This is a genomic window from Aliinostoc maniaoense (assembly GCF_058172895.1).
Window position 1 is genome coordinate 6,672,596 of record NZ_CP187952.1, and the last position, 23,863, is coordinate 6,696,458.

At 42.3% G+C, this 23,863-nt stretch carries 22 protein-coding genes; 9 read left to right on the forward strand and 13 right to left on the reverse strand.

The genetic code is table 11. The features are described from left to right. Positions 1-9 precede the first annotated feature (9 nt). The 5 genes from bioF to ACPZ3T_RS29250 all read right to left on the reverse strand — a co-directional run bounded on the left by bioF (position 10) and on the right by ACPZ3T_RS29250 (position 3,370). Positions 10-1,170, reverse strand: a complete 1,161-nt coding sequence (gene bioF / locus ACPZ3T_RS29230; protein WP_490277409.1) for an 8-amino-7-oxononanoate synthase — start codon at positions 1,168-1,170, stop codon at positions 10-12. Positions 1,171-1,487: 317 nt separating this feature from the next. Continuing rightward, positions 1,488-1,745: a type II toxin-antitoxin system RelE family toxin gene (locus ACPZ3T_RS29235; protein ID WP_490272927.1), complete on the reverse strand. Its 258-nt coding sequence runs from the start codon at positions 1,743-1,745 to the stop codon at positions 1,488-1,490. After that, positions 1,723-1,944: a hypothetical protein gene (locus ACPZ3T_RS29240; RefSeq protein ID WP_490272928.1), complete on the reverse strand. Its 222-nt coding sequence runs from the start codon at positions 1,942-1,944 to the stop codon at positions 1,723-1,725. Before ACPZ3T_RS29240 ends, ACPZ3T_RS29235 begins: the two co-directional genes overlap by 23 nt. Before the next feature lie 41 nt (positions 1,945-1,985). Next, positions 1,986-2,624, reverse strand: a complete 639-nt coding sequence (gene ruvA, locus ACPZ3T_RS29245) for a Holliday junction branch migration protein RuvA (protein WP_490272929.1) — start codon at positions 2,622-2,624, stop codon at positions 1,986-1,988. After that, on the reverse strand, positions 2,621-3,370 hold the full coding sequence (locus ACPZ3T_RS29250; protein WP_490277410.1) for a sucrose-phosphate phosphatase: 750 nt from the start codon (positions 3,368-3,370) through the stop codon (positions 2,621-2,623). The genes ruvA and ACPZ3T_RS29250 overlap by 4 nt, the downstream gene beginning before the upstream one ends. A gap of 146 nt (positions 3,371-3,516) precedes the next feature. Between ACPZ3T_RS29250 and ACPZ3T_RS29255 the strand changes: the two genes are divergently transcribed. Continuing rightward, the gene (locus ACPZ3T_RS29255; protein ID WP_490272930.1) at positions 3,517-3,777 is read left to right on the forward strand and encodes a hypothetical protein; all 261 of its coding nucleotides are present in this window, start codon (positions 3,517-3,519) and stop codon (positions 3,775-3,777) included. Between the two features lie 156 nt (positions 3,778-3,933). On the opposite strand, the gene ACPZ3T_RS29260 is transcribed toward ACPZ3T_RS29255, so the two are convergent. Continuing rightward, positions 3,934-5,400: a diguanylate cyclase gene (locus ACPZ3T_RS29260; protein ID WP_490272931.1), complete on the reverse strand. Its 1,467-nt coding sequence runs from the start codon at positions 5,398-5,400 to the stop codon at positions 3,934-3,936. A gap of 284 nt (positions 5,401-5,684) precedes the next feature. Continuing rightward, positions 5,685-7,091 carry a glycosyltransferase family 2 protein gene (locus ACPZ3T_RS29265; RefSeq protein ID WP_490272932.1) on the reverse strand — a complete coding sequence of 469 codons (1,407 nt, stop codon included), beginning with the start codon at positions 7,089-7,091 and terminating at the stop codon, positions 5,685-5,687. Between the two features lie 583 nt (positions 7,092-7,674). Between ACPZ3T_RS29265 and ebsA the strand changes: the two genes are divergently transcribed. From ebsA to ACPZ3T_RS29290, 5 genes are all read left to right on the forward strand, one after another. Continuing rightward, entirely contained in the window at positions 7,675-8,052 is a 378-nt protein-coding gene (ebsA, locus tag ACPZ3T_RS29270; protein WP_490272933.1) for a type IV pilus biogenesis protein EbsA, read from the forward strand. Between the two features lie 296 nt (positions 8,053-8,348). Continuing rightward, entirely contained in the window at positions 8,349-9,437 is a 1,089-nt protein-coding gene (locus ACPZ3T_RS29275) for a phosphotransacetylase family protein (protein ID WP_490272934.1), read from the forward strand. A gap of 258 nt (positions 9,438-9,695) precedes the next feature. After that, positions 9,696-10,199, forward strand: a complete 504-nt coding sequence (locus ACPZ3T_RS29280; protein WP_490272935.1) for a DNA recombination-mediator protein A — start codon at positions 9,696-9,698, stop codon at positions 10,197-10,199. A 76-nt stretch (positions 10,200-10,275) separates the two neighbouring features. Continuing rightward, entirely contained in the window at positions 10,276-10,671 is a 396-nt protein-coding gene (locus ACPZ3T_RS29285; protein WP_490272936.1) for an MAPEG family protein, read from the forward strand. Between the two features lie 186 nt (positions 10,672-10,857). Further along, positions 10,858-11,349, forward strand: coding sequence for a YajQ family cyclic di-GMP-binding protein (locus ACPZ3T_RS29290; RefSeq protein ID WP_490272937.1), 492 nt, complete (start codon positions 10,858-10,860; stop codon positions 11,347-11,349). A gap of 329 nt (positions 11,350-11,678) precedes the next feature. Here the strand turns inward: ACPZ3T_RS29290 and ACPZ3T_RS29295 are convergent, their stop codons facing one another. Next, positions 11,679-11,912, reverse strand: coding sequence for a hypothetical protein (locus ACPZ3T_RS29295; protein WP_490272938.1), 234 nt, complete (start codon positions 11,910-11,912; stop codon positions 11,679-11,681). Then, positions 11,888-13,249, reverse strand: a complete 1,362-nt coding sequence (locus ACPZ3T_RS29300) for a lipid-A-disaccharide synthase-related protein (protein ID WP_490272939.1) — start codon at positions 13,247-13,249, stop codon at positions 11,888-11,890. The genes ACPZ3T_RS29295 and ACPZ3T_RS29300 overlap by 25 nt, the downstream gene beginning before the upstream one ends. A gap of 291 nt (positions 13,250-13,540) precedes the next feature. On the opposite strand from ACPZ3T_RS29300, the gene ACPZ3T_RS29305 reads away from it, so the two are divergent. Next, positions 13,541-15,559, forward strand: a complete 2,019-nt coding sequence (locus tag ACPZ3T_RS29305; RefSeq protein ID WP_490272940.1) for a BamA/TamA family outer membrane protein — start codon at positions 13,541-13,543, stop codon at positions 15,557-15,559. Positions 15,560-15,769: 210 nt separating this feature from the next. Here ACPZ3T_RS29305 and ACPZ3T_RS29310 read toward each other — a convergent pair whose 3' ends face one another. Beyond that, the gene (locus ACPZ3T_RS29310; RefSeq protein ID WP_490272941.1) at positions 15,770-17,053 is read right to left on the reverse strand and encodes an ABC transporter ATP-binding protein; all 1,284 of its coding nucleotides are present in this window, start codon (positions 17,051-17,053) and stop codon (positions 15,770-15,772) included. Between the two features lie 162 nt (positions 17,054-17,215). On the opposite strand from ACPZ3T_RS29310, the gene ACPZ3T_RS29315 reads away from it, so the two are divergent. Further along, a complete protein-coding gene (locus ACPZ3T_RS29315; protein WP_490277411.1) occupies positions 17,216-18,427 on the forward strand; it encodes an FAD-dependent oxidoreductase in 1,212 nt (403 codons plus the stop codon). 151 nt (positions 18,428-18,578) lie between these two features. Here ACPZ3T_RS29315 and ACPZ3T_RS29320 read toward each other — a convergent pair whose 3' ends face one another. Continuing rightward, entirely contained in the window at positions 18,579-20,330 is a 1,752-nt protein-coding gene (locus tag ACPZ3T_RS29320) for a protein kinase domain-containing protein (RefSeq protein ID WP_490272942.1), read from the reverse strand. Between the two features lie 182 nt (positions 20,331-20,512). Beyond that, positions 20,513-22,063: a YcjF family protein gene (locus tag ACPZ3T_RS29325; RefSeq protein WP_490272943.1), complete on the reverse strand. Its 1,551-nt coding sequence runs from the start codon at positions 22,061-22,063 to the stop codon at positions 20,513-20,515. 227 nt (positions 22,064-22,290) lie between these two features. Between ACPZ3T_RS29325 and ACPZ3T_RS29330 the strand changes: the two genes are divergently transcribed. Then, entirely contained in the window at positions 22,291-22,815 is a 525-nt protein-coding gene (locus ACPZ3T_RS29330; RefSeq protein WP_490277412.1) for a DUF937 domain-containing protein, read from the forward strand. A gap of 177 nt (positions 22,816-22,992) precedes the next feature. On the opposite strand, the gene ACPZ3T_RS29335 is transcribed toward ACPZ3T_RS29330, so the two are convergent. Then, entirely contained in the window at positions 22,993-23,715 is a 723-nt protein-coding gene (locus tag ACPZ3T_RS29335; RefSeq protein ID WP_490272944.1) for a dienelactone hydrolase family protein, read from the reverse strand. Positions 23,716-23,863 lie beyond the last annotated feature (148 nt).

Below are 23,863 nucleotides of genomic sequence, written 5' to 3' on the forward strand. Positions count from 1 at the left end.
TATTACGAATTACGAATTAATCAGCACCGCTACCAATTTTTCTATGTGTGCAGGTTGGTGAGTAGCCATTAAAGAGATTCTGATGCGACTGGTGGGAACTGTTGGCGGACGAATAGCGGGGGCAAAAATGCCGGCGGCTTTGAGTTTTTCCCCAGTTTGCAATGCGGCTGTCGCGTTTGCTAACTGAAAACAGCAAATGGGTGACTCTGATGGTAATAATTGTAGGTTGGGTAATTGCTGCTGTAGTAGTTTTTGAAAGTAATTAACATTATTCCACAATTGGGTGCGCCGTTGTGGTTCTTGTTGGATAATATTCACTGCTGCTAGGGCGGCGGCTGTGTCTGCGGGTGATAATCCTGTAGTGTAAATCCAACTGGGGGCGCGATTTCGTAAAAAATCAATTAAGGTTGTACTGCCAGCGACATAACCGCCTAAACTCCCTAAAGCTTTGCTTAATGTGCCAACTTGAATTAATTCTCTACCAGTACACCCAAAATATTCGACGCAGCCAGCACCAGTTTCACCCATTACCCCAGTCGCATGGGCTTCATCAACTAGCAGCATACAACTAAATTCATCAGCTAAATCTAAAAGTTGCGGTAATGGGCATAAATCGCCATCCATGCTGAAAACAGTATCAGTCAAGATGAGACAACGACGGTAGTTTTTTCTGTGTTCACCTAAGAGGATATGCAGTTGTTTAATATTACAGTGGGGGTATTCTAGAACTGTTGCCCCACTGAGAATCGCGCCATTTTTGAGGCTGGAGTGATTATATTGGTCAGATAAAATTAAATCTCGCTTACCCACCAAAGCCGCGATCGCACCAATATTAGCTAGATACCCAGAACTAAATACTAACGCATCTTCAGTTTGTTTTAAATTAGCGATCGCTGTTTCTAATTCTCGGTGTAATTGGCGATGTCCACTGAGTAATCTAGAACCAGTGCTACCAGTGCCAAACTCTTGAGTAGCAGCCACAGCCGCCTCAATTAAACGTTCATCCCCAGCCAATCCCAAATAATCGTTACTGGCAAAATTAATGACTTCCTGCCCCTCTAAAACCACAGTCGCACCAGGCAAACCATGTATAGTTTTTACCGAACGATACCAATCAGCCCGATGAATCGTTTCTAGAGATTGTTGTAACCAAGCATAAGGTTTGGGCATGGGGCATTGGGCATAGGGCATTGAAGACAAATATAGCGTTTCCTAGTCTGCTGAAGTACAAATCTTTGCGTACCTCTCTTTAAAAGTTGAGGCACTGCGTTGGTGAGGTAGTGCGATCTTGGGGGTTTCCCCCATGAGCAACTACCGAAAGGGTTTCCCGGCTTGTAGCAAGTGGCGTTCCTACGAAGGGAAACCCTCCTCCAGAACTTTTCGCTGCGCTTTACTCCGCAACCCTCTGGGTTTCAAAATATTATCTGTACCTCACTTAACCGGGAATCGTTATATCTGGCATATATTAGCAGAAAATTATTTTGGTGTTAATTTAACAACGCCTCATACTCATCATGACTACCGATCCAAAGCCAGTAATAATCATCTCCCTGTTTTAAAGCCAAAGCACGATATCCACCAGTTACACGCGCAGACCAAAGATTTTTACCAACTTTTTTAAAATGTAGAGATGGATGGGATTGATTTTCCTGCCAAAGTTGATATGCTTTCTTCGCTTGTTCTTTTATATCGTTCGGTAGTTGAGCATAAGCTTCCCAAAAATCAGGAGTTGTTAAGGATTTCATCTATATCTTGCACCCGGTTTGCCGCAATATCGGCTTCAGCTTTCGCAATTAGTTGATCTAATTTGCCCGATGTCAAATCATTTTCTATTTGCTTATCCCAGATTTGTTCCAAATATTCTTCCAGCCAAGCAGCTAGTTGACGAATATCATTTTCTGGTAGTTGTTTGATAGCGGCTTCAATTTCTGGTAAAGTACCCATATCAGATTCGATATTTCAATACATTTTATCTACTGATTACTTTAACTCACTTGCTCACTACTACTAAGGTGAGCGATCGCTTGTTTGATCCAGTCTTCTACGTAGGCATCCTTGGGTAAACCAATGTCTTCACTCACTACGTGTAAGGCGTGACTAACTTCGTGGGCTGTGTAGCCGAGGGCAAAGAGAGTCATTTGCACTTCTTCTAAAATACCAGGTGCTGGCCCTTCGGTAGCGACGAAGAAGCCTGCTGATTTACGCCATTCGATTAATTTAGCTTTCAGTTCTAAACAAATGCGTTCAGCGATTTTCTTGCCCACACCAGGGGCTTGAATTAACATTTGGGTGTTAGCAGCAATGATGGCTTGGACTAAATCTGGTAATTCCAGAGTATCTAATAATGCGATCGCTAAGGCTGCACCTACACCACTGACAGTTAATAGATGACGGAATAAATCTCTTTCGGCTGGGGAAGCAAAACCATACAGTAACGGTACTTCTTCCCGAATTTGGTAATGGGTGAAAATCTGTACTAGGTCGCCAGTAGTAGGTAATTGCTTGGCTAACCGTTGGGGAATTTGCAAATCATAACCCATACTGTTGACTTCGAGAGTCAACAGTACGCGATTGTTACCTACATTTTGAATACCGGCGACTATACCTTTGAGATAGCTAATCATTCTAGGAAACCGAAATGTTTTAAACCTTCAAGAATGCCACCCGCACAAAAACTTTGTGCTAGGTAACGATGGTCTGCGGGATAATCGCTGTGCCATGTCAGCAACTCTGTCCGGGCGTTCCCGACTATGATTCCCCGTTCGTTGCCCACAGCGAATAAAGCAATATCATTACCTGAATCACCACAGACAACTGTTTGTTCTGCTGCAAATTTCCACTTTTGACGTAGAAACTGCATTGCCTGACCTTTATCGCTGCTACGCGGCACAATGTCAAGGTCAATACCGCTACTATAAATTAACTTTACATTAACTTCACATTTCTCTAACTCTGACTCAAGTTGTGGTATCACACTAGCAGCTACTTCTTGCTGAAGGAAAAAGCTAATTTTAAAGGGACGTTGTTCTGAGTCAGGCTGTAGGACTAACTCAGGCATTTTCTGAGTAATTGATAATATCAGTTCTCGGTGCCAACCCAGACTGAGAATTTCCGACCAAGCTGCATCAGGACTACCACTACCATCAAGATAAATCTCTGTACCCACAGAAAGCACTAAGGCATCTGGTTCTATGAGATTTTTTTCTTCTTGAAGTTGTTTGTACAAAACAGGCGATCGCCCAGTAGCATAGACTATCTTCGTACCATAGGCTTGCCGATGCTCCGTGAGGATTTGACTCAGTTGTATTAGGGCTTGGTCATTACCTACCAATGTGTGATCTAAATCTGTGACAAACAAAAATGGTTTCATTGCTTTCATCATGATTTACTCCAAGTGATATGGTTGCCGAAATACTGAAAAATTTTGGATTTAGAAATCAACTACAAATTTAGTAGAAAAACCCACCACAAACATCAATAAAGATTTTCTATCCCTACTCCCTGATTAATCAGAGAATGCTTAACTCAACTCAAATACGTACTGTAGTTATCAGCCTCATAACCTCCACTACTTTACTAGGAATTGGTACTTTTGCTCCCAATTCCTCAACTAATTTAGTTGCAGTCGCGCAAACTAAACAACTGCGCCCTACCCGACTCACCGCCAAAGAAATGCGTCAAGTCGCTACGCTCCAATTCAAAATTCGTCTTGAAAAGTTTCCTACGGCGGGAAACCCGCCTACAGAACTTTTCGCAAAATTCAAAATTCAAAATTAAATACCCCACGGATAAATCCGGCGGCTTGAATTAATGCTGTTTCACTTTTTTCTTCTCCATAAATAATGGGGCTTGTATCCTTTTTTCTTTGGTCAAGACGATTGCTGAAGCTGAAAAAATTTTAAGAGATGAATTTCAGTTTTTACCTTAAACTTTTCAAAAGCGGATTTGATTGCGCCCGTTGTTTTTCGACTCTCGCACCTTATCACTAGCACGCTGCAATAGAGAGACAGGATCATTGTCTGGTATCATTTCCACAACCCCAATGCTGGCGGTAACGTGAAATTGCTGACCATTATAAGCAGTCACGATTTCTTTACTCAAAGCTAGGCGGATTCTTTCGGCAATCTGACACCCTGTATTCAAATCAGTGTCAGCCATAACAATACAAAATTCTTCCCCACCGTAACGTGTAACCCAATCTACTGCTCTGACGTTATTTCTCAGTATTTTTGCGGCTATTCTCAAAGCTTGATCGCCAGTGGGAAAACCGTAATTTCGATTGACTGCGCCAAAATTATCTAAATCTAGCAGTAAAACTGTAAGTCTTTGTTGATACTTGATAGCCTTTTCTATCTCACGGGGCAGAAGTCGATCAAGATAGCGACGATTAAACACCTCAGTCAGTCCGTCATGTTCGGCTTCTGCACGGTACTTTTTCGCCAAGCGAGTGGCTTTAAGCACCATCTCACTTACCATCCGTTCCGCAGTTACCCGAATGCGATGCTCAAAATCAGTAATTAATTTATCCTGTCCGGCGGCATCTGCGATCGCATTAAATTCTTCAGTTGTCACAACTTGATTGCGTCCCTGCTTTTTGGCAGCATAGATACATTGATTGATCTCCTCCCATAGTTCCTCAATGGAAGTTTGTTCACCCATCGGAACTACTGCTAAACAAACTGTCAAATGCACACAAGACACATTATCAAGCTGAAATTCATAAGCATGGAGTTGCGTCTTGATAAATTCTGCAAAGGCTTTCCCCTGTTGAATATTGCCACGGACACAAATAGCGAACTTATCGCCACCTGTGCGAGCCACAATACCAGCACCCAAGGCATACTGTTGGAGAATTTGCCCAATTGATTGTAATATTTGATCGCCTGCACTATGACCATAGCGATCGTTGATAAACTTGAAACGATCAATATCTAAGTAAATTAAACATACAGGCTCGCTATCTTCTTTAGATACTAAAAGCCGCATTGCGTAATCTTTAAACTTCTGAAAATTCGCTACACCCGTCAGCTTATCTAGATTTAATGATTGCTTTTGTTCGCTATAGCAGAGAATGCGCTGTAAACGCATTCCTATTTGCTGATTAATAGCATCACGTTTACAGGTGTCATCCCCTACTGCTAACCAACAAAGTACAGCAGACTCTTGCTCAATTGTGTCTACTACAACCAGTGTCGGTAAGCCAATAGTCATGTATTGATGCTGAATTTGCTCCAGAGTTTCACATCTGTTGATGTCAAGTACAAGCACATCAAAGTTTTTCTGAGATACAGATGCAGCATCAAGTTCAATCCATTCGCAGTTAAGAGCTAAATTTTCTAGTTGGGGTAAATCCATGAGACTATACCAACCAACTCGCACCAGTTTTAACTGTTCATTCATTTAATACTCTACGTACTGACAACTGTAGAATAGCTTTGGTTTATCCCAAATGCCTAGAACAACCAAAGAACTTCTTGAAAATTGCGACAAATATTTAATCTAGAATTACACAAAAAAAATAGAACCCCAAATTATTTAAATAATTTGGGGTTCTCCGACTTTTAAAAACAGAAATGAGCGGTCATTACTAAAAAAATCAAAAAATACAAAATTCAAAATTCTATTTTTGAGTTTTGCATTTTACACAGGATTTAACAGGTTCAATTGCGAACTGTGAACTGAATTTAATGGCTACTGCCTGTATGCACCGTTTTCACCCATTTCAGACGCTTTGGTCTAACGGACATCCGCGCTGTTGTACTGCTCATAACTACTAGCCAGTGCAGCATATACAAAGTTCCGCGCACTGTTTGAAGCAGCAATACAAAGGGTGTATAAACATTGAATTTTTGCTCTTGGCGTATCCGCCTCAAGCCAGCATACATACCCACAACTGACATTGTGATTGATAAGCCTGTTACCGGGCCTAAAATTGGTAGGCGATGACGGGTAACTGACATCAATAAATCTGGGACTGCTGCTGTGGGCAAAATGTACATACTAAACATGAACATTAGCAAATCCCAGGTTTTGCGCGTACCCATGCGATTTTTCAGGATTAAATCCCAATAATCCAAAAAGCGTTGATAGCCACCCTCAGCCCAACGGTTGCGCTGATGCCAGAGTGCAACTGCATTTGTCACCCCTTCTTCCTGGACAGCTGGGTAAAATACGCATTCAATATCCCAGTTATCTAAATGCAGGCGGAAAGTCATATCCAAATCATCGGTGATGGTTTCTTCATTCCATCCGCCAAAGCCTTCTAAGGCTGTACGCCGCACGAATTGGCCATTACCTCGCAGTTCGCCAATGCCACCCAATCCGGCGCGCTGCTGTTGAAACCAAGTATCTAGAGCCATTTCGGCCATTTGTCCCTTTGTCCAAAAGTTCTCCTTGGCGTTGGCGATCGCTTTTCGCACTTGCACCGCCCCCACCTTTTCCCGTTGGAACAAAGGTACTACTTGAAGTAATAAATCTGATGCAACTTGAGCATCGGCATCAAACACAGCAATAATTTCCCCTTTTGTCAAGGGGAGAACTTGATTTAAAGCCCCAGATTTACCGCCGACTGCTTGAGCAGAACGTCTAAGTATTCTAAGTTGACTGTACTCTTGAGCTAGTTCCGCTAACACATGGGGTGTTTTATCGGTACTATGATCGTCAATTATCCAAACTTCGTATTGCCCGTTGGGGTATTCCAGATTACAAAGATTTTTGACTAATTTACCAATTACAGCCTCCTCATTTTTGGCCGCTACCAGCACAGAAACAAAAGGTAATTCACCCTGCATTTCTTTTTGATAGCGACGGGGTTTAGCAAACACTATGACCAAAGCGTGAATACCAAGGATGGTAGTCAAACCCAAGACAAAGATAGAACCCCAGGAAGCTAAATGTAAGGCGATGGTGCTACTCCAGACTATGGTTAAGACTAGAGCGGCTTTACCCCTACGCCCTTGAAACCGGGATGGTAAAGACAAATCCCGTGTTTCTACCACTGACTCCTCAGTTACTGATAGGTCAGACAACAGGGAGTTAAGTGGATCAAGTTCTTTGTAGGAATCGTTATCGGGCCAGGAATTTGCTGGCATAAGTTACTTGATTCAAAAACCAGTATTTGTCTACACCTGAAAAGAAGCTGGGAATCAGGTAACGCTAAACTGTATTAGCCAACTTTGTTAATGTTTAGCCATGATTTGAGAGCGCAAATAGTATAAGTAATACTGATAACTCGCAACACAATAGACTTGTTCCTTAACCGGAACTTTGACTAGGGCTAACTCACAGCAAAGTAGCAACAGCTTATTGTTGGCAGAAATTGCAATAACAGCATTTACTCCCGGACGGCAGTAATTTGCAGCATTATTGCGCCCAGCTTCCCTAAAAGCTAATGCAGCCTTATTGTAACTGAAATTTTAATATTTCTTAGCAGTAACTTTTGTGATGACTATCATGATTAGGGGTATAGGGGTATAGGGGTATAGGGGTATAGGGGTATAGGGGTATAGGGGTATAGGGGAAAGAACAAAATAAATTCTTTCTTCCCTTACACCCTTACACCCTTACACCCTTACACCCCTCCCCTAACTGTGTGCAACGCTAATTTTTTGGGAATACTTCATGCAGAGCCACTAATATCCCTAGTTGTCAACTAATGTTGAGGAAGATTCAACAATGTCTATTGAACAACTCCAGCCTGTTAATGCCCAACAAGCAAACGTTTACTTACCTTACATTCAAGGTGCGGCGAAGCGGAATTTTTTACCCTATGCGATCGGACTTTATCAAAAAGGTATTTTAGAAGGACACCGTAAAATAGAAGCTGGTGAAAACGTTCCTTTTGTCGCTTCTTGGAATGTGGCTACCCTACCTTCTGATTTAACCCGTTGCCGGATGCAGTTTGATGGCAATGCGGAGTTGAGTTATGAAGTGATGATGGCTAGTTTTGAATTTATTAGCTTTTTAATTGAACTTATGGAAAATTATAAACGCTATAAAGTAACTGATTTTTCACAATCTTTTTACCGTAAGCTACTGCGTGTTGATGAATAATTGAGTTGATTACAGCTTGCAGGTTGTCAGGGTTAAGTTACCATGAAAACATCCTGACAACCTAGTTTTTGTTTGTCAATAACAAATTTAATCTAAAATTTATATCTTAATAAATACTAAAAATATAGTAGCGTCATAGTAAAAATGTATGACTATAAAAGCACGGAAATTTACTTTCAGAAAGAATTTTTAGGGAAATTATATTTTGCGATCGCTAAGATGATTCTGCCAGAACGAATTAAAATTAATAAACACCTGGCTGGGTTTTACTTCCTTTTGAAATTAGGAGTGCATGTGTGCCAAAATCTGCTAAATATTTGCTGATTGGCTCAACCGAAACTTACAGTGGTAAGTCGGCCACAATCCTGGGTTTGTCTCATCAGTTGCAGCAAAAAGGATTGGATATCGCCTATGGTAAACCTCTGGGCAATTGTTTAAGTACCTCTGATGGCACTGTAGTTGACGATGATGTCCAGTTTATTGCTCTTAGTCTCAATTTGTCGGCAAACCGCATTGTACCGACAATGCTGGCTTTAAATGCAGACAGTGTGCAGAAACGCTTACAGGGCGAAGACAAAACCAATTATCGTCAGTCCTTAGTAGAGCAGTATTTACAAATTCCCAGAGGGGATTTAGTGCTGCTAGAAGGCCCTGGAAATTTGACAGAAGGTTATCTGTTCGATTTATCTTTGCTCCAGGTGGCTGAGGTCTTAAATGCTAGTGTCATGCTAGTAAGTCGATACAATTCACTACTGTCTGTAGAGTCGATATTATCTGCCAAGAAGCGTTTAGATGATCGCTTAATCGGAGTAGTCATCAACGACATTCCTCCAGGAGAGTTAGAGACAGTCAACAATGTCATGCGCCCATTTTTAGAACAACAGGGGATTCCTGTCATGGGAATGCTACCCAACAACGATTTACTGCGTAGTGTCAGCGTAGGTGAACTAGTCAAACAACTCAAAGCCGAAGTTTTGTGTCGCAGCGATCGCTTAGATTTAATGGTGGAGAGTTTAGCGATTGGGGCGATGAATGTGAATGCGGCAGTGAAATATTTCCGTAAGCGGCGTAATATGGCAGTAGTCACAGGAGGCGATCGTGTAGAAATTCAACAAGCCGCCTTAGAAACTTCCACCCAATGTCTCATCCTCACCGGACAACTACCACCACCGCAATTTATTCTCAGTCGGGCTGAAGAATTAGAAATCCCGATTTTGTCAGTTGACTTAGATACCCTCACCACTGTGGAAATTGTTGATCACACCTTCGGTCAAGTGCGCGTTCATGAACCCATCAAAGTTCACTGCATCCGCCAACTGATGTCTGAGCATTTTGACATTAACCGCCTATTGTCTAAGTTAGGTTTAACACCAGCAACAGTCTAATCCCAATAGCATCATCAATTACTTACCCCCTGCCCCTCCGCAATTGCTCCACTTGGGCAAAGCCCTTCCCTACGGGACACTTCGTGAACGCGCAGCGTCTCGGAGAGAAGACCGCATTGCTCTCTGCCCCCTGCTCCCTGCTCCCTGCCAATCTCCAGATTGTTTAAGAAAACTTAGTAGTATGTAACTCAAGTTCGCTTCCGATTTACACGGTGTTTGGTAAAATAGCTGGGTTGTTTAATCTGATTACCTCCGTCTTTGAGCCAGTCAACAGACCTTATTAACCTCGATACATTGGCGCAAGAACTGGCGACAATCCAGCAAACAGGTTCTAAAAGAATCGCCTTGTTGGGGTCGCGTCATGTGCCAATTACCCATCAAAATCTGATTGAAATGATGACTTATGCCTTAGTTTTATCAGGCAATCGAGTCATTACATCCGGTGCTGCGGGTACAAATTCAGCTGCTATTAAGGGTGCAATGCGGGCTGATCCGAATTTGCTGACGGTAATTTTACCTCAAAGCTTAGAACGTCAACCCTATGAATCTCGCCAGCAATTAGAGCAGGTTATGCACTTAGTAGAAAATCCTAGTAATGATAACTTGTCCTTGGCTGAAGCTAGTTACATCTGTAACAAAGAGATTGTCTCCCGTTGCCAACAGCTAATTTGCTTTGCATTTCATGACAGTCGCACTCTGCTTCAAACTTGTGGAGATGCTGAAGAACAAAGAAAGGTGGTGACACTTTTCTACTTTGATTAGTCAGCAGTCAACAGTCCACAGTCGAGCCAATGACTGACTATGAACTATAGACGAATGACTATGGAGTAGAGAGCGAATGATTATTTTTTTGTATGCGATCGCCGCAGCTGCGGTGTTAATTTACGTGCCATTTTTAGCTGTAGGGTATGCCCGTGTGCGAGTTGGGTATAATATTTCTGCCCCTCGCACTATGTTTGATAAATTGCCACCCTATGCCCAACGAGCCACCTGGGCGCACCAAAATTCTTTTGAAACATTTATGGTGTTTGCGGCGGCGGCATTAATGGCTTATGTAACTGGTGTAGATTCTGTGATAGCAGTATGGGCTGCGATCGCCTTTGTTGTGGCTCGGCTGCTATTTTCGATATTTTATATTTTGAATATACCCCTATTGCGATCGCTGATGTTTGGCATTAGCACTCTTAGCTCTATTACTCTGGTGGTGTTGAGTATCATGAAAGCTCAAGGTTAATTAGGGCATAGGGCATTGGGAATACGGCATTGGGGAGGCAGTGCGGTCTTGGGGTCTCCCCAAGTGGAGCAACTGCCGTCATGGTAAAAAATCATGATTCGCTGAATTTATCACCAGTTCCCAATCACCAGAAGATCCTAATTTTGAATTAATCTCCAGTCCAACATTTCAAGTTCGACATTTGTTATGGCTTCTACTTATTCCTTTGACATTGTGAGTGATTTTGATCGGCAAGAATTGGTAAATGCTGTTGATCAAGTCGTGCGAGAACTCAAAAGTCGTTATGATCTTAAGGATACCCAAACTACTGTTGAGTTGGGTGAAGAAAAGATTACTGTCGGCACTGATAGCGAGTTTACCCTAGAGTCGGTTCACAATATTTTGCGTGAAAAAGCTGCCAAGCGAAATCTTTCTCAAAAAATCTTTGAGTTTGGCAAAATAGAATCCGCTAGTGGTAATCGTGTGCGTCAAGAAATTACCCTGAAAAAAGGCATCAGTCAGGATATTGCTAAACAAATATCCAAATTAATTCGAGATGAATTTAAAAAAGTCCAAGCATCAATTCAAGGTGATGCTGTCAGAGTTTCTGCTAAGGCTAAAGATGATTTGCAAACTGTTATACAACGGTTAAAGCAAGAAGATTATCCTGTGGCTTTACAATTTACAAATTACCGATAAGAGAGGTTGACACTCCCCCGACTTTTTGCTTAAACTTCGCTACGCTCGTTTAAGCAAAAAGTCGGGGGATTCTCCAAGAAGCACTTAGAAGGGACAGTCAAAAGTCCCACTACCTGCTCGACATCACTGAACATACGACACCCATGAGTCTTGCAGCTACGTTATTCAATTAATTAAATGCTTTCCGGGGTTCTCCACTAAGCCAATGTTGCGGTACACTCAGCTACTTGCCATTACTTACATTCTTGGGATATCGACTCAATGCGATTCCGAAGATGCCGGGAGTTCGCCGTACTAAGAAGCTTCAACGTGCAGGAGTATTACCTTACTCACTCTGTTATTTTACCATTTTTTTTGACTGCAACTAAAGTTGCACAAGTCACTTTTCCACCTCGATCTAAAGATGCGAGGCTACCAAGTTTCCCGCTAAAGTCGGGTGTAGGGGTGTAGGGGTGTAGGGTTGTAGGGGTGTAGGGGTGTAGGGGTGTAGGGGTGTAGGGGAAATAAATTCTACCTTGTCTACCTTGTCTAGTAAGAATTAACCAAACTTCTCTACTAAACACTCAGCAATTCTTCTAGCTGCGCCTGGTGTACCCATTCTGCGCCTACCATTCTCGGTGATAATATGCAGCTTGTCAGGATAAGTGAAAAGCGATCGCACTTGTTGAGGAACTTGTGCTGGTTCTGCCACTAAAATCAGTGATACGCCGAGGAGTCGGCTTTGGGCTTCGGCGAAGGCTGGGGTATATTGTGGCCCCTCTCCAGGAATGGCGATCGCTGGTTTACCTAAACCGATAAACTGTTCTGTAGCTGTGCCTGCCATTGCGATCGCTATATCTCCCCAGTGTAAACATTCGTTGTATGCTTGTTGAGTCAAGATGAAATGGGCGTTTTTTTGTTGGAAAATTAAAGCATTGGCATCGGGTAGGGGCAGGGGTGATGCTGTGGAGGGTTGCCAGCCTTGAGCGTGGATAGTTTGGGCTAGTATACTCAAGTCTAGATTAGGTGCGATCGCTGCTAAAAACACCACGTTACTAGAATTGTGTACAAATGAGTTTTGCTCGTGGAAACTAGTCATTAAAGCCGACACCGCCACCATCATTACTTGCCAATTTTTATAGGCTTCCGGCGCACGCGAGCCAGGGAGCAGGGTAATTATTAACGGTCTAGTTATTTCTTGTTGTTGGCTATCAGCACGATAAAATTGTTGAGTGTTAAACCTTGGTTGTAAACCATCCATCATCGGATTTCCCACATCAAAAGCGGGAATATTCCACTGATTTAAGATTTGTGTCGTTAACCCATCCCTAGGAAACACAGCACCACAACGGCGACGACTCATTAACCACCTCTCCCAAGGATGATAAATCGAACCAGAAAAGTTTTCCCATTTGGCGGCTTTTGATTCCCTAACTAAGATTCCCCCTTCATCTCGGACATAATATTCTGATTTTGCAGTGCCGACAAAGGCATATTTAGCACCACTCATAAAAGCAAACAACAAAGGGACAATATCCCCCACGGCTAAAATAGCGTGTTTATTACCTAATTTTTTCTGGGAACGCACCCAACGCCGCATGGCTTGAATTTGACTCCAAGTTAGCTGTATCAAACCGCCTTGAACATCCCTTGCTAATTGTCGGCTATCCATGTATATAAACCCACCAGAAGGCATAGTCCGCACTGCACCAATCAGGGGGATATCTAACCGTTGGTAAGCTCCTCCTTCCCCCACTATAGGTAAAGCAAAGATATCTGGTGGATTTGATTGTTGCCATAGTTCCTGCAAAATGCGGATAGCAATGATATCTTCTCCATGCCCATTACTTAATACCAATAGCTGCAAGCGAGAACTGGCGGTTGGTGAATGGGTTAGGGATAATTGGGATATATCACTCATCAGTGTTTTATTCTCAGGCTTTTAAGAAAGATAGGGGTGTAGGGGTATAAGGGTATAGGGGTGTAGGGGAAGAAAAAAGTGTTTCTTGTATATTTTGCTGGTGTGTAGTTGGGATAGTTTGGAGGTTGATCAGAAACAAAATATCAAAATTAACGTTCTGTTTAGGTAATAGGTATTAAATCAGTGAACAGTGAATAAAATATGTTGTCGGTGCAAGCTTGCTTGTGTCGCTAACTGTTGTATTGATGGGTGTTTGATCATTTTGAATTTTGAATTTTGAATTTTAAAAGTATGCGTGTTCCTTCTACTACAATTTTAACTTTAGCTACTTTAGCGGCTGGTAATATTACGCAACAAGCGATCGCGGCAGATGCTCACGCTTCAACTCCGACTGCACCAGACAATAATTTAGTAGTTCCAGTAGTGGAAGAAACCCCGGCACTTGTCAATGCTGTGGCTGCTCCAGAAGCAGACATAACTCCCCAGTTTTCTCCATCGCCAGTCATCGCTCAAAAACCTGTTGTTTTACCTCCTGCACCTCCGGTTGTAAATCCACCAGCCTCTCAGCCTACCACAACTGAAAGCGGTTTGGTCGTCACAGCTACTGATGTGCAGATAGTGGGGGCAACTCCTGAGTTACAGCAAGTTATCCGCCAATTAATTAAAACCCAAGTGGGAGGGGAAACCAGCGAAAGCCAATTACAGAGGGATGTGGCAGCAATTTTACAAACTGGTTTATTTGTGAATGTAAATGTTAATACCCGCACGACTGCATCGGGGTTGAATGTAGTATATCAAGTGCAACCGGTGGTAGTGCGATCGCTGCAACTCGAAGGAGCGAAAGCTCTCACTTATCAAGTTGCTCTCAAACCTTTTCAATCCCAAATCAGTAAACCTATTAGTCCCCAAGCACTCAAAGGCGCAGTCCAACAAATTAATCAATGGTACACCGACAATGGTTATAATTTGGCGCGAGTGTTATCAATTAAACCTAGTGGGGAAGGTATTCTCACGGTGAATGTGGCGGAAGGTTTGGTGAGTGATATTAAGTTCCGGTTTGTGAATGATGAAGGTAAAACCGTTGATAATAAAGGTAATCCGGTGACAGGACGTACTAAACCAGATTTCTTAAAACAACAACTACAACTTAAGCCAGGACAAGTATTTAAAGAAAATATTGTCCGCCAAGATGTGCAGAATTTGTATCGTACTGGCTTATTCCAAAGTATTAATGTGGCTTTTGAGGGGGATGCTAGTAACCTTGATGTAATTTATGAACTCAAGGAAAATGGAGCGCGTGCAATTAATTTGGGTGGCAGTTACAACGCTGATACAGGATTAATTGGCACTGTCAACTATCAAGACCAAAATATTGGCGGCAGAAATGATATTTTAAATGTCAATGTCGGTTTAAGTACCCGTGATTTGCAATTTGATAGTAAATTTATTAGTCCCTATCGTGCCACTAATCCTGATCGTTTAGGCTACACGGTGAAAATATTCCGTAACCGAGAAATTTCGGAAACCTTTGATGATGAAATTAAGTTAGCTAATGGCGATAAAGTCCGGGAAGGTAAGATTGGTGCGGGTATCAGTTTACAAAGACCGATTGATGATTGGGATACCTCATTAGGATTTAATTATACTCGTACTAGCATCCGCGATCGCCAAGGTAATATTAACGCGATCGATGTCCAAGGCAACCCCCTCTCAGCTAGTGGTACTGGGGTTGATGACTTAGCTACGGTATCTTTCACCGCTACCAAAGACCAACGAGATAACCAAATTAATCCTACTAAGGGTTCTGTATTGACTTTAAGTACAGAACAATCTCTACCTATCGGTAACATTTCCATGAATCGCCTCACAGCTAATTATAAACAATATGTGCCAGTGCAACTATTTAACAGTCCAAAACCCCAAGTCTTTGCTTTTAACGTGCAAGGTGGTACAGTGCTGGGTGATTTACCTCCCTATGAAACCTTTAACTTAGGTGGTTCTAATTCCGTGCGTGGTTACGATGCGGGCGATGTTGGTAGTGGACGTAGCTATGTCTTAGCATCTGCTGAATACCGCTTTTCTGTCTTACCAATTCTCGGAGGAGTGCTATTTGCTGACTTCGCCTCAGATTTAGGTTCTGGTGACACCGTTTTGGGAGATCCCGCAGGTGTAAGGGGTAAACCCGGTTCTGGTTTCGGTTACGGTGCAGGTGTGCGCGTAGACTCCCCGTTGGGTTTAATTCGGGCTGACTACGGCATGAATGACCAAGGGGAAAGTAGAATACATTTAGGTATAGGTCAACGGTTTTAAGTCGCTTCGCTCCAAATTCAAAATTCAAAATACCCTGCGGGAAGCAAGCTACAAAATTCAAAATTAATCAACGCACAACTTAGTCAAAAATATTTGCGCCTTCAACCCAAAATATCTCATTTTTCTTTGCGCCTTTGCGCCTTTGCGTGAGATTATGCCCTTGACAAATCTCCAACACAAGCGAATGAAACAGCCCTGCCCCCAACCCTGTTAGGGAAAGATAGCTAAGTCGGTATCTGGATCGAAAAAGTGAATTTTATTTGGTGTTAGTGATAACCAAACTCGCTCACCGACGCTGACTAATCGTTCGGCGGGAACTCTGACTTGCAAAGGATTGATCATGTCAGATAACTCAGATTGATCATCAACTATCGTGGCAGTAATAAAAGCATCATTACCGAGGTTTTCTACTAAATCTACTTGCACTTGTAAATTTTTAGTAGCAGGGACACCTAAGTTTAAATGTTCTGGACGAATACCTAAAATGAGAGTCTGTCCATCATATTTTTGCAATGGATTAGCCCAAATTTCTGGGAGGGTGAGACGGAATTGAGAATGGGTAATTAACAAAGGTGCGTGAAATTCTACGGGAATAAAATTCATTGGTGGTGTACCAATAAATTCAGCGACAAAACGATTATTTGGGTGGTTGTAAAGTTCTAAAGGTGAAGCGACTTGTTGAATTTGACCTTGATTCATGATAGCAATGCGATCGCCCATTGTCATGGCTTCGGTTTGGTCATGGGTAACGTAAATGGTAGTTGTCTCTAATTGTCGTTGTAATTTGACAATTTGAGCGCGAGTTTCCGCCCTTAATTTCGCATCTAAGTTAGAAAGGGGTTCATCCATTAAAAATACTTGAGGATTGCGTGCGATCGCTCTACCTAATGCTACCCGTTGTCTTTGTCCCCCAGATAGTTGTTTTGGTAAGCGATTGAGGAGCATTTCAATTTGTAACAATTCCGCTACTTCCCGCACCCGTTCATTGACTAATCGCTCTTTATGTGATAAGTAACGTAATCCTTTAGGTAACTTTTTTGTTGCCCCTACTAGTAGATTTTCTGCCCAATCAGGAAATTGAGAAGTGTGGTGTTGCTCATGCCCCAATTCTCGGCGACGTAAGCCAAAAGCAATATTGTCATACACCGTCATATGGGGATAAAGGGCGTAATTTTGAAACACCATTGCAATATCCCGTTCCTTGGGTGGTAAGTCATTCATCAAGCGATCGCCTACCCAAATATTACCCCCTGTCATGACTTCTAAGCCAGCAATTAACCGCAACAGGGTGCTTTTGCCACAACCAGAAGGCCCCACCAATACCATAAATTCCCCATCAGGAATAGTGAGGTTAATCCGGCGCAATACATTAATATTTCCTGCTGGTTCTGGTGCTTGATTCTCTTTGGCTGAAGATGGAGTTGGGGAAACTACATTTTCCCCTCGGCGGGGAGGGAAACTCTTATAAACGTTTTCTATAATAACTTTCGCCACGGGTTTTAGTAATTCGTCAAAAAAATTTGTAATTAATAAACTAACTCGTAATTGTAATTAGTAGCGGCTTTTACCCTCTGAATTACGAATTACGAATTACGAATTACGAATTAGCATAGCAGTAAGCTAATTCGCAATTATAAACTTCTCCCATCCCAGATGATGACTAACCATGACATTGTAGACGTACAAACTACAGATTGTTGCATTGTTGGCGGTGGCCCGGCTGGGGCGGTTTTAGCTTTGTTGCTGGCGCGTCAAGGAATTTCTGTGATTTTATTGGAAGCACACAGAGATTTTGACCGAGATTTTCGGGGTGATACGATTCATCCATCAGTAATGGAAATTATGGCGGAATTGGGGTTAAGCGATCGCCTGTTACAATTACCCCATACTAAATTGCGGCAACTGAGGATTAAAACCCCAGAAAATACCACAACTCTGGCTGATTTTAGTCGCCTCAAAACCCCCTACCCCTACATTACAATGTTGCCCCAGGTGAAATTTTTAGAGTTCATCACCCAGGAAGCACAAAAATATCGGACTTTTCAATTAGTCATGGGGGCAAATGTTCAAGAACTAATTGTAGAGGATAGTGTAATTCGCGGTGTACGCTATCGCGGTGGCGGTGGTTGGCACGAAGTCAGAGCTATACTAACTGTTGGTGCAGATGGTCGTCATTCTAAGTTACGACAGTTAGGTAATTTTGCCACCATTGAAACCTCCCCATCAATGGATGTACTTTGGTTTCGCCTACCCCGTCAACCAGAAGACGGTGAGGGAGGAATGGGACGCTTTGCTAACGGTCAAATTGTAGCTATGCTTGACCGTGGTGATCAATGGCAACTTGCTTATGTTATCCCCAAGGGAGGTTATCAAAAGTTACGTGCTGAGGGTTTAGACTCATTCAAAACCTCTGTGGTGCAAGTCATCCCAGAATTAGCAAATCGTATTGATAATTTACAAGATTGGTCACAGGTAGCGTTTCTTGGTGTAGAATCTAGCCGTGTGGAACGCTGGTATCATCCAGGATTGTTGCTCATTGGTGATGCCGCTCATGTCATGTCACCAGTTGGGGGTGTGGGAATTAATTACGCCATTCAGGATGCTGTTGTAACTGCGAACGTCTTAACTAAACCTCTGCAAAATCACCATGTAGAATTGAGTGATTTAGCGCAAGTTCAGCAACGCCGGGAATTACCTACACGCATTATTCAAGCTTTGCAAACTTTGATTCAAAAACGAGTGTTTGCCCCCATTCTCTCATCTCATCGCAGCTTTCAACCCCCAGCTTGGTTACGCTTACCAATTTTGCGGGATTTACCAGCCAGAATCATTGCGTTAGGTCTATTTCCTGTTCATGTCAATAATTAAAGGTTTGTAGTGAGAACTTTAGTTCTCAAACAAGGACTAAAGTCCTTACTACGAAACCAATTCTAGTATTTTTACAAAAATTTAGCCTGGTGTTCCCCCCCTTTTAATTACGAATTACGAATTACGTAGCTTGCTACTCGCTTTGCGAGTATTACGAATTAGTAATTATATTGACTTCCTGTAAATAATTTTCCGGGGATATATTTTTTCTTCTCATCACCGACTGGGGGTTTTGAGTAGAAGAGAACAAGCCGTAGGCTAATTTTTGGCTTTGGTTTTGTGGACGTAGCTTTTGGCTGTACTCATTGAGTTTAAGTTGAGCTTGAGCATACACTGGTGTATCTTCGGGAATTTTACGGAGAAATTCCACGGCATGATCAAAGTTACCAGCTAATGCTTGTTTACGGGCTTGATGTAAAAAGTAGGCGGCTCTAATTTGGCGTTTTTGATTGTATTCAACTAACTTTTCTTGTACTAACGCTCCTGCCTTGCTTTCTGCGGGAATTTGGCGCAGATATTCTAACGCTGTAGAAAAATCTCTGGCTTCTGCTTTGGCGTAGGCTTTAGCTAATAATTTTTGTGTTTCTACTTCGATATTACTCTTAGCTTGCTGGGTTAATTCATTAGCTTTGACTTGCCAGTATAAAATATCAGGAACTTCATTAGCTAATTTGATCACATCAGACCATTTACTGTCAGCTAGAGCCTGTTGAGCTTGAGCATATTTTTGTGCTGCTACTTGCCATTGCTGTTGCCATGTTTCGATGGTGGCTTGAGCATCTGGATAAACATTACTATAAGATGGAATCGATTTAGCTAGAGCGATCGCTTGTTTTAAATCTCCGCCTTGATATTCTTTGGTGGCTTTATATAAAATATCTGTTTCTGAAGGTGTCGTTGGCGCAGTATGTAATAAAGAATATGTCCCGACACCCATCAATATAGAATTTACTGCTAGTCCAACTTTAATGCCTGTAAATAGTGGCGATGATTCTGAAGTTGGTTCTTCTTGTTCATCTTCACTGTGCTGGTTGGGTGGCAAGGTAGTTAGCGCAGCTTCCCACACCATTTGTCTGAGAACTCGTAATACTTCCGCCGCCGACTGAAAACGCTCTTGGTAATTGTAGCGGATCATCTGGCTGAGAATAGCAGCGAAATAATCACTAACTGGGGTTTCAGGAGAACGCCAAATAATTTCATTTGTCTGGGAATCTACGGCTAATTGCAGTGGTTCTAAGCCAGTTACCGCCTGAATTGCAATCATCCCCAAGGCATAAATATCACTATTGGGCTGAGTTTGACCAATAAATTGCTCAGGGGGAATGTAACCCAAGGAAGTTGTAGGAGCTTGATAAATTGATAAGTCGCCATCCATGCCAAAATTGATTGATTGGATAGAACCAAAGTCAATCAGGACTAACTTACCGTTAATTGCACGTCTAATAATATTTTCTGGTTTAATATCGCAATGGATGACACCTTGGGAGTGAACAAATTCTAAAATTCCTAAAGCATCTTCTAAAAATGCCATGACTTCTTCCTCAGTCCACAGACAACCCCACTCTTGACTAATGGGGAGTTCTGCTGTTAAGGAATGACCAGCAATATATTCTTGGACTAAATAAAATCGTTCGTTTTCCTCAAAACAAGCAATAAATTCAGGAATCTGTCCGTGAGTTCCCAGACGTTTCAGGGTTGAGGTTTCTGTCAAAAAACGTAATCTGATGGTGTCTAGGTAGCTGGGATGCACACTATTAACCTTAAGTTGTTTGACTACACATTTAGGTGTGTGTGGGTAGTTCATGTCTACCGCTAAGTAAGTTTGTCCGAATACCCCTGCACCCAGGCTTTGGATAATTTGGTAGCGTGCTTGCAGTACTTTACCGATCATGTGGTGGCTCATGAGTTGGTTACTGAGTTAGTCCTTATATAAGTTTTCCTCTCTTACCTACTGTTTCCGGATTGACTTCAAGATAAATCAGTAGGAGGTGAATTTTTTTAGCAGCAAAATTGTTAAGTATTTTTACTTGAGAATTAGCTACGTTAATCTTAAAGTTGCACAATATCACAACTAAGTTCCGGGGGCTAAAGATTTTGTGTATCTTCTTCTGTGACTTCTGCTTTTTGGGTGAGTGGTTGGACGACTTTAGCGATCGCTTCTTGCACAAATGCTTTAATAAATTCATCCCTGCGGTTGATTTGAAACTGTCGCTGCACTACTTCTGTCATGCCGCCATCACCCCAGTCTTGATCATGGCGGAAATATTCAATAAAACTTTTCCCTGCAATCCGAGTTAAATATGCGGCTGTCACTCCTTGAATGGCTCTACCAATGATGAAGGTGGCTACATTTAACTGCAAAGCTGTAGTCAGTAGTTGAATCGCGCCTTTGACAATGCCTAAACTGGCTATCGTCTTAGCTAAAGATAGGGCTAACTCTCGTCCCCGTTCCATGTTCAATTCACAACCATAGACTCTGCCAATTTCTACGACCATTTGGGCATTAACGGCGGCTGTTGCTAGTAAATCTACTACTGGTAATGGTGTCACTGATACAACTCCAGCCCCAATCCACTGAAACCGCTCGACGATTTTATCAGCTTGGCGGCGGCGTTGGGCATCGATGAGTTTACGGGCTTCTTCTCCTAAGCGTAGAGATTGTAAAAGAATATTATCTGCTACTAAATCCTCACCCTCAGCCCTCAAAATTGCTGCCATACGACGCAGTAAGGGGACAATATCTGGTTCTGGTTGGAAGATTTCCCCAGTTTCTAGTTGAGCAGTTTGGGGATTAGCCGCGATCGCTACAACATCATTGGTGGCAATAAAACCCCGCACTCGTTGGCGCAATCGTGCTAAGATTACTTCCTTATCTTCATCTGTATACAAATCAGTTTTATTGAGAACTAACAGCGATCGCTTACCAATTTCTGCTAAACCTCGTAGCGGTTCATACTCTGATCGCCTTAAGTCATTATCTACTACAAACAATAGTAAATCTGCCTCTGTTGCCAATGCCCTTGCTAGTTGTTCCCGCTCTGTTCCCGCCACTCCAGCTTCTAAAATTCCCGGTGTATCGGTAATTAAAATTTTGCGCTCCAATCCTTTCAACCGCAAACAGTACGTTTCCCCGGCGGTAGTTGTCCCCATTGGCGCATCTACTTTCCCTACCATGCGCCCCATAATGCTATTCACCAGGGAAGTTTTACCTGCGCTTCCTGTACCAAACACTACAACTTGAATCTCACCCCTAGCTAAATTAGATTCAATTTCTTTTGTCCGACTCAGCAAAGCTTGGCGTGTAACTTCATCTTGTATTTGCGCTACCTGTTGTCTGACGGCTTGCAGGGTAGTTGAGGCAGCGTCAGATTTGACAACGGGAATTTGTGCTGGTGTCACCCGTCTACGACTACGGCGGGAACGTTTTTCCCCAGACTGTAATACTAGTACGTAATAGATAAAGGCAGCAACTAAAGCTCCTACCAGAACAATCAGCAATAACAGCAGTAAATTACCCAAAAACGGGGAATAGGATAACTGCCAATACAAGCGAGACAGGGAATCAATCAGCCATAAACTGAGTCCCAGAATCACAATTAAACCAACAATGAGCGTAACTAGGCGCGACAAAGGCATGGGAGGCATTGCTTCAGATTCATTACCCAGATGCTTCTGATCTTAATGGTTTCACGATTACTCATGATCATACTCACAGCTAGAATTTGCCGCTTCCCCAATTTCTCATCCTTAAGTTTCTAGTTTTGTCAGGGGAATTTCTAGACAATGGGGACTGGAGACTGGGGAAAAGACAAGCTAGAAACTTTTCCCAGTCAAGCCTCAAATATGACAGGAGAAATCAACCGATGGGACTGTTTGATCAAATTCTCGGTGCTGTGAATAACCCCAATTTACAAGGTAATATGGGGCAAATAGAAACTATTGTGAAAACTGTACAGAATTTAAGTAATACAACGGGTACAGATCCTGACACTATCCAATCTGTTATAGGTGTTGTGGGTAACTATGTCCGTTCTGCTTTGCAACAAAAGCAAGCCACGGAGGGCAATGAATCAGCCCAAGCTTTAGTAAATCAATATGCCGGTAATTCTTTTGATCCCCAAGCTGTCAACTCATTATTTTCTCCAGATACACAACAACAGGTAGCCGGAGTCACAGCAGGGCGTACTGGGTTAAATGCTACCACTATTCAACAATTGTTACCTGTGGTTGTGCCTTTAGTGCTGAGTTTCTTACAATCTGGTGCTAATGCTCAAAATCCTCAAACTGCCGGCAATCCCATCTTGAATAATTTCTTAGATGCCGACAAAGACGGCGATGTTGATATCGCTGATGCTATTCAAATGGCGAGTCGGTATATTCGCCGTTAGTAGAATTACAGTAGTCTGGTAGTAGCGTGGCAAGGCTAAAATAGTGCATTAAAAAAAAGTAGAAAACATTGATTTATCTCAAGTTAATCCAAAATTTATTGCAACATTTAAGGCTTGCCACGCCACTGCAATTTAAGCATGAAATATTGTTGCCCTTGTGGCTGACCATAAGTCAACTTAAACAGACTGTTGTAAATGCCTGTGGAAGAACTGCGTCAGTTCACGCCATGAATCTTCGGCTGCTAAATGGTTATAGGAAGAACGCTCATGGCAGAAGAAACCATGATCTGCATCAGGATAAACTTTTAATTTGTATTCCTTATCAAGTTCCTGGAAACGAGTTTCAATTTGCTTAACACGTTCAAGTGGAATAAATGGATCGATACCCCCGTGAAATAAGTAAATAGGTACAGTGATGTTTGTGATTGCTTCTATCCAATCATCTAGAACCATTCCGTAGAAGGGAGCTACTGCCGCAATTTCGCCTGAAAATTTGCAAGCGGTAAGAAAGGACAAACCACCACCTAAGCAAAATCCGGTCATTCCAATCCGCTCTGGTAATACATCTGACTGTGATTTGAGAAAAGCGATCGCAGATCCAATATCCTCCTCTATGGGTTTACCAAAGTCAAGACGATACATCATCGCCATTGCTTGCTCAACCTGTTCATATCCAAATTTATTGTTTGGCAACTCACGATAATACAAATCTGGCGTGAGAACTATGTAACCTTCCTTGGCAATTCTATCTGCTACATCTTGAATGTGAGGAGTTAGGCCAAATGCTTCCATGAGTAGAATCACGGCTGGCTTTTGTCCGGGTTGAGTAGGTTTATACAAGAACCCAGGCATTCGTCCATCAGGCGTAGAAATTTTCACCTCTGTCTTTGTGATTTGCACCTTATTACCCCTGTCTATTAGATTTAATATCGTAAGATAAGAGATTGAGAGTTATAGCAATTTTAGATTTTGGGTGAAGTATCTAGATTCATCAACTTTTGTAAAAAAAAACAAAAAACCAGGGTTCTATCCCTGGTGTGATTAGCAA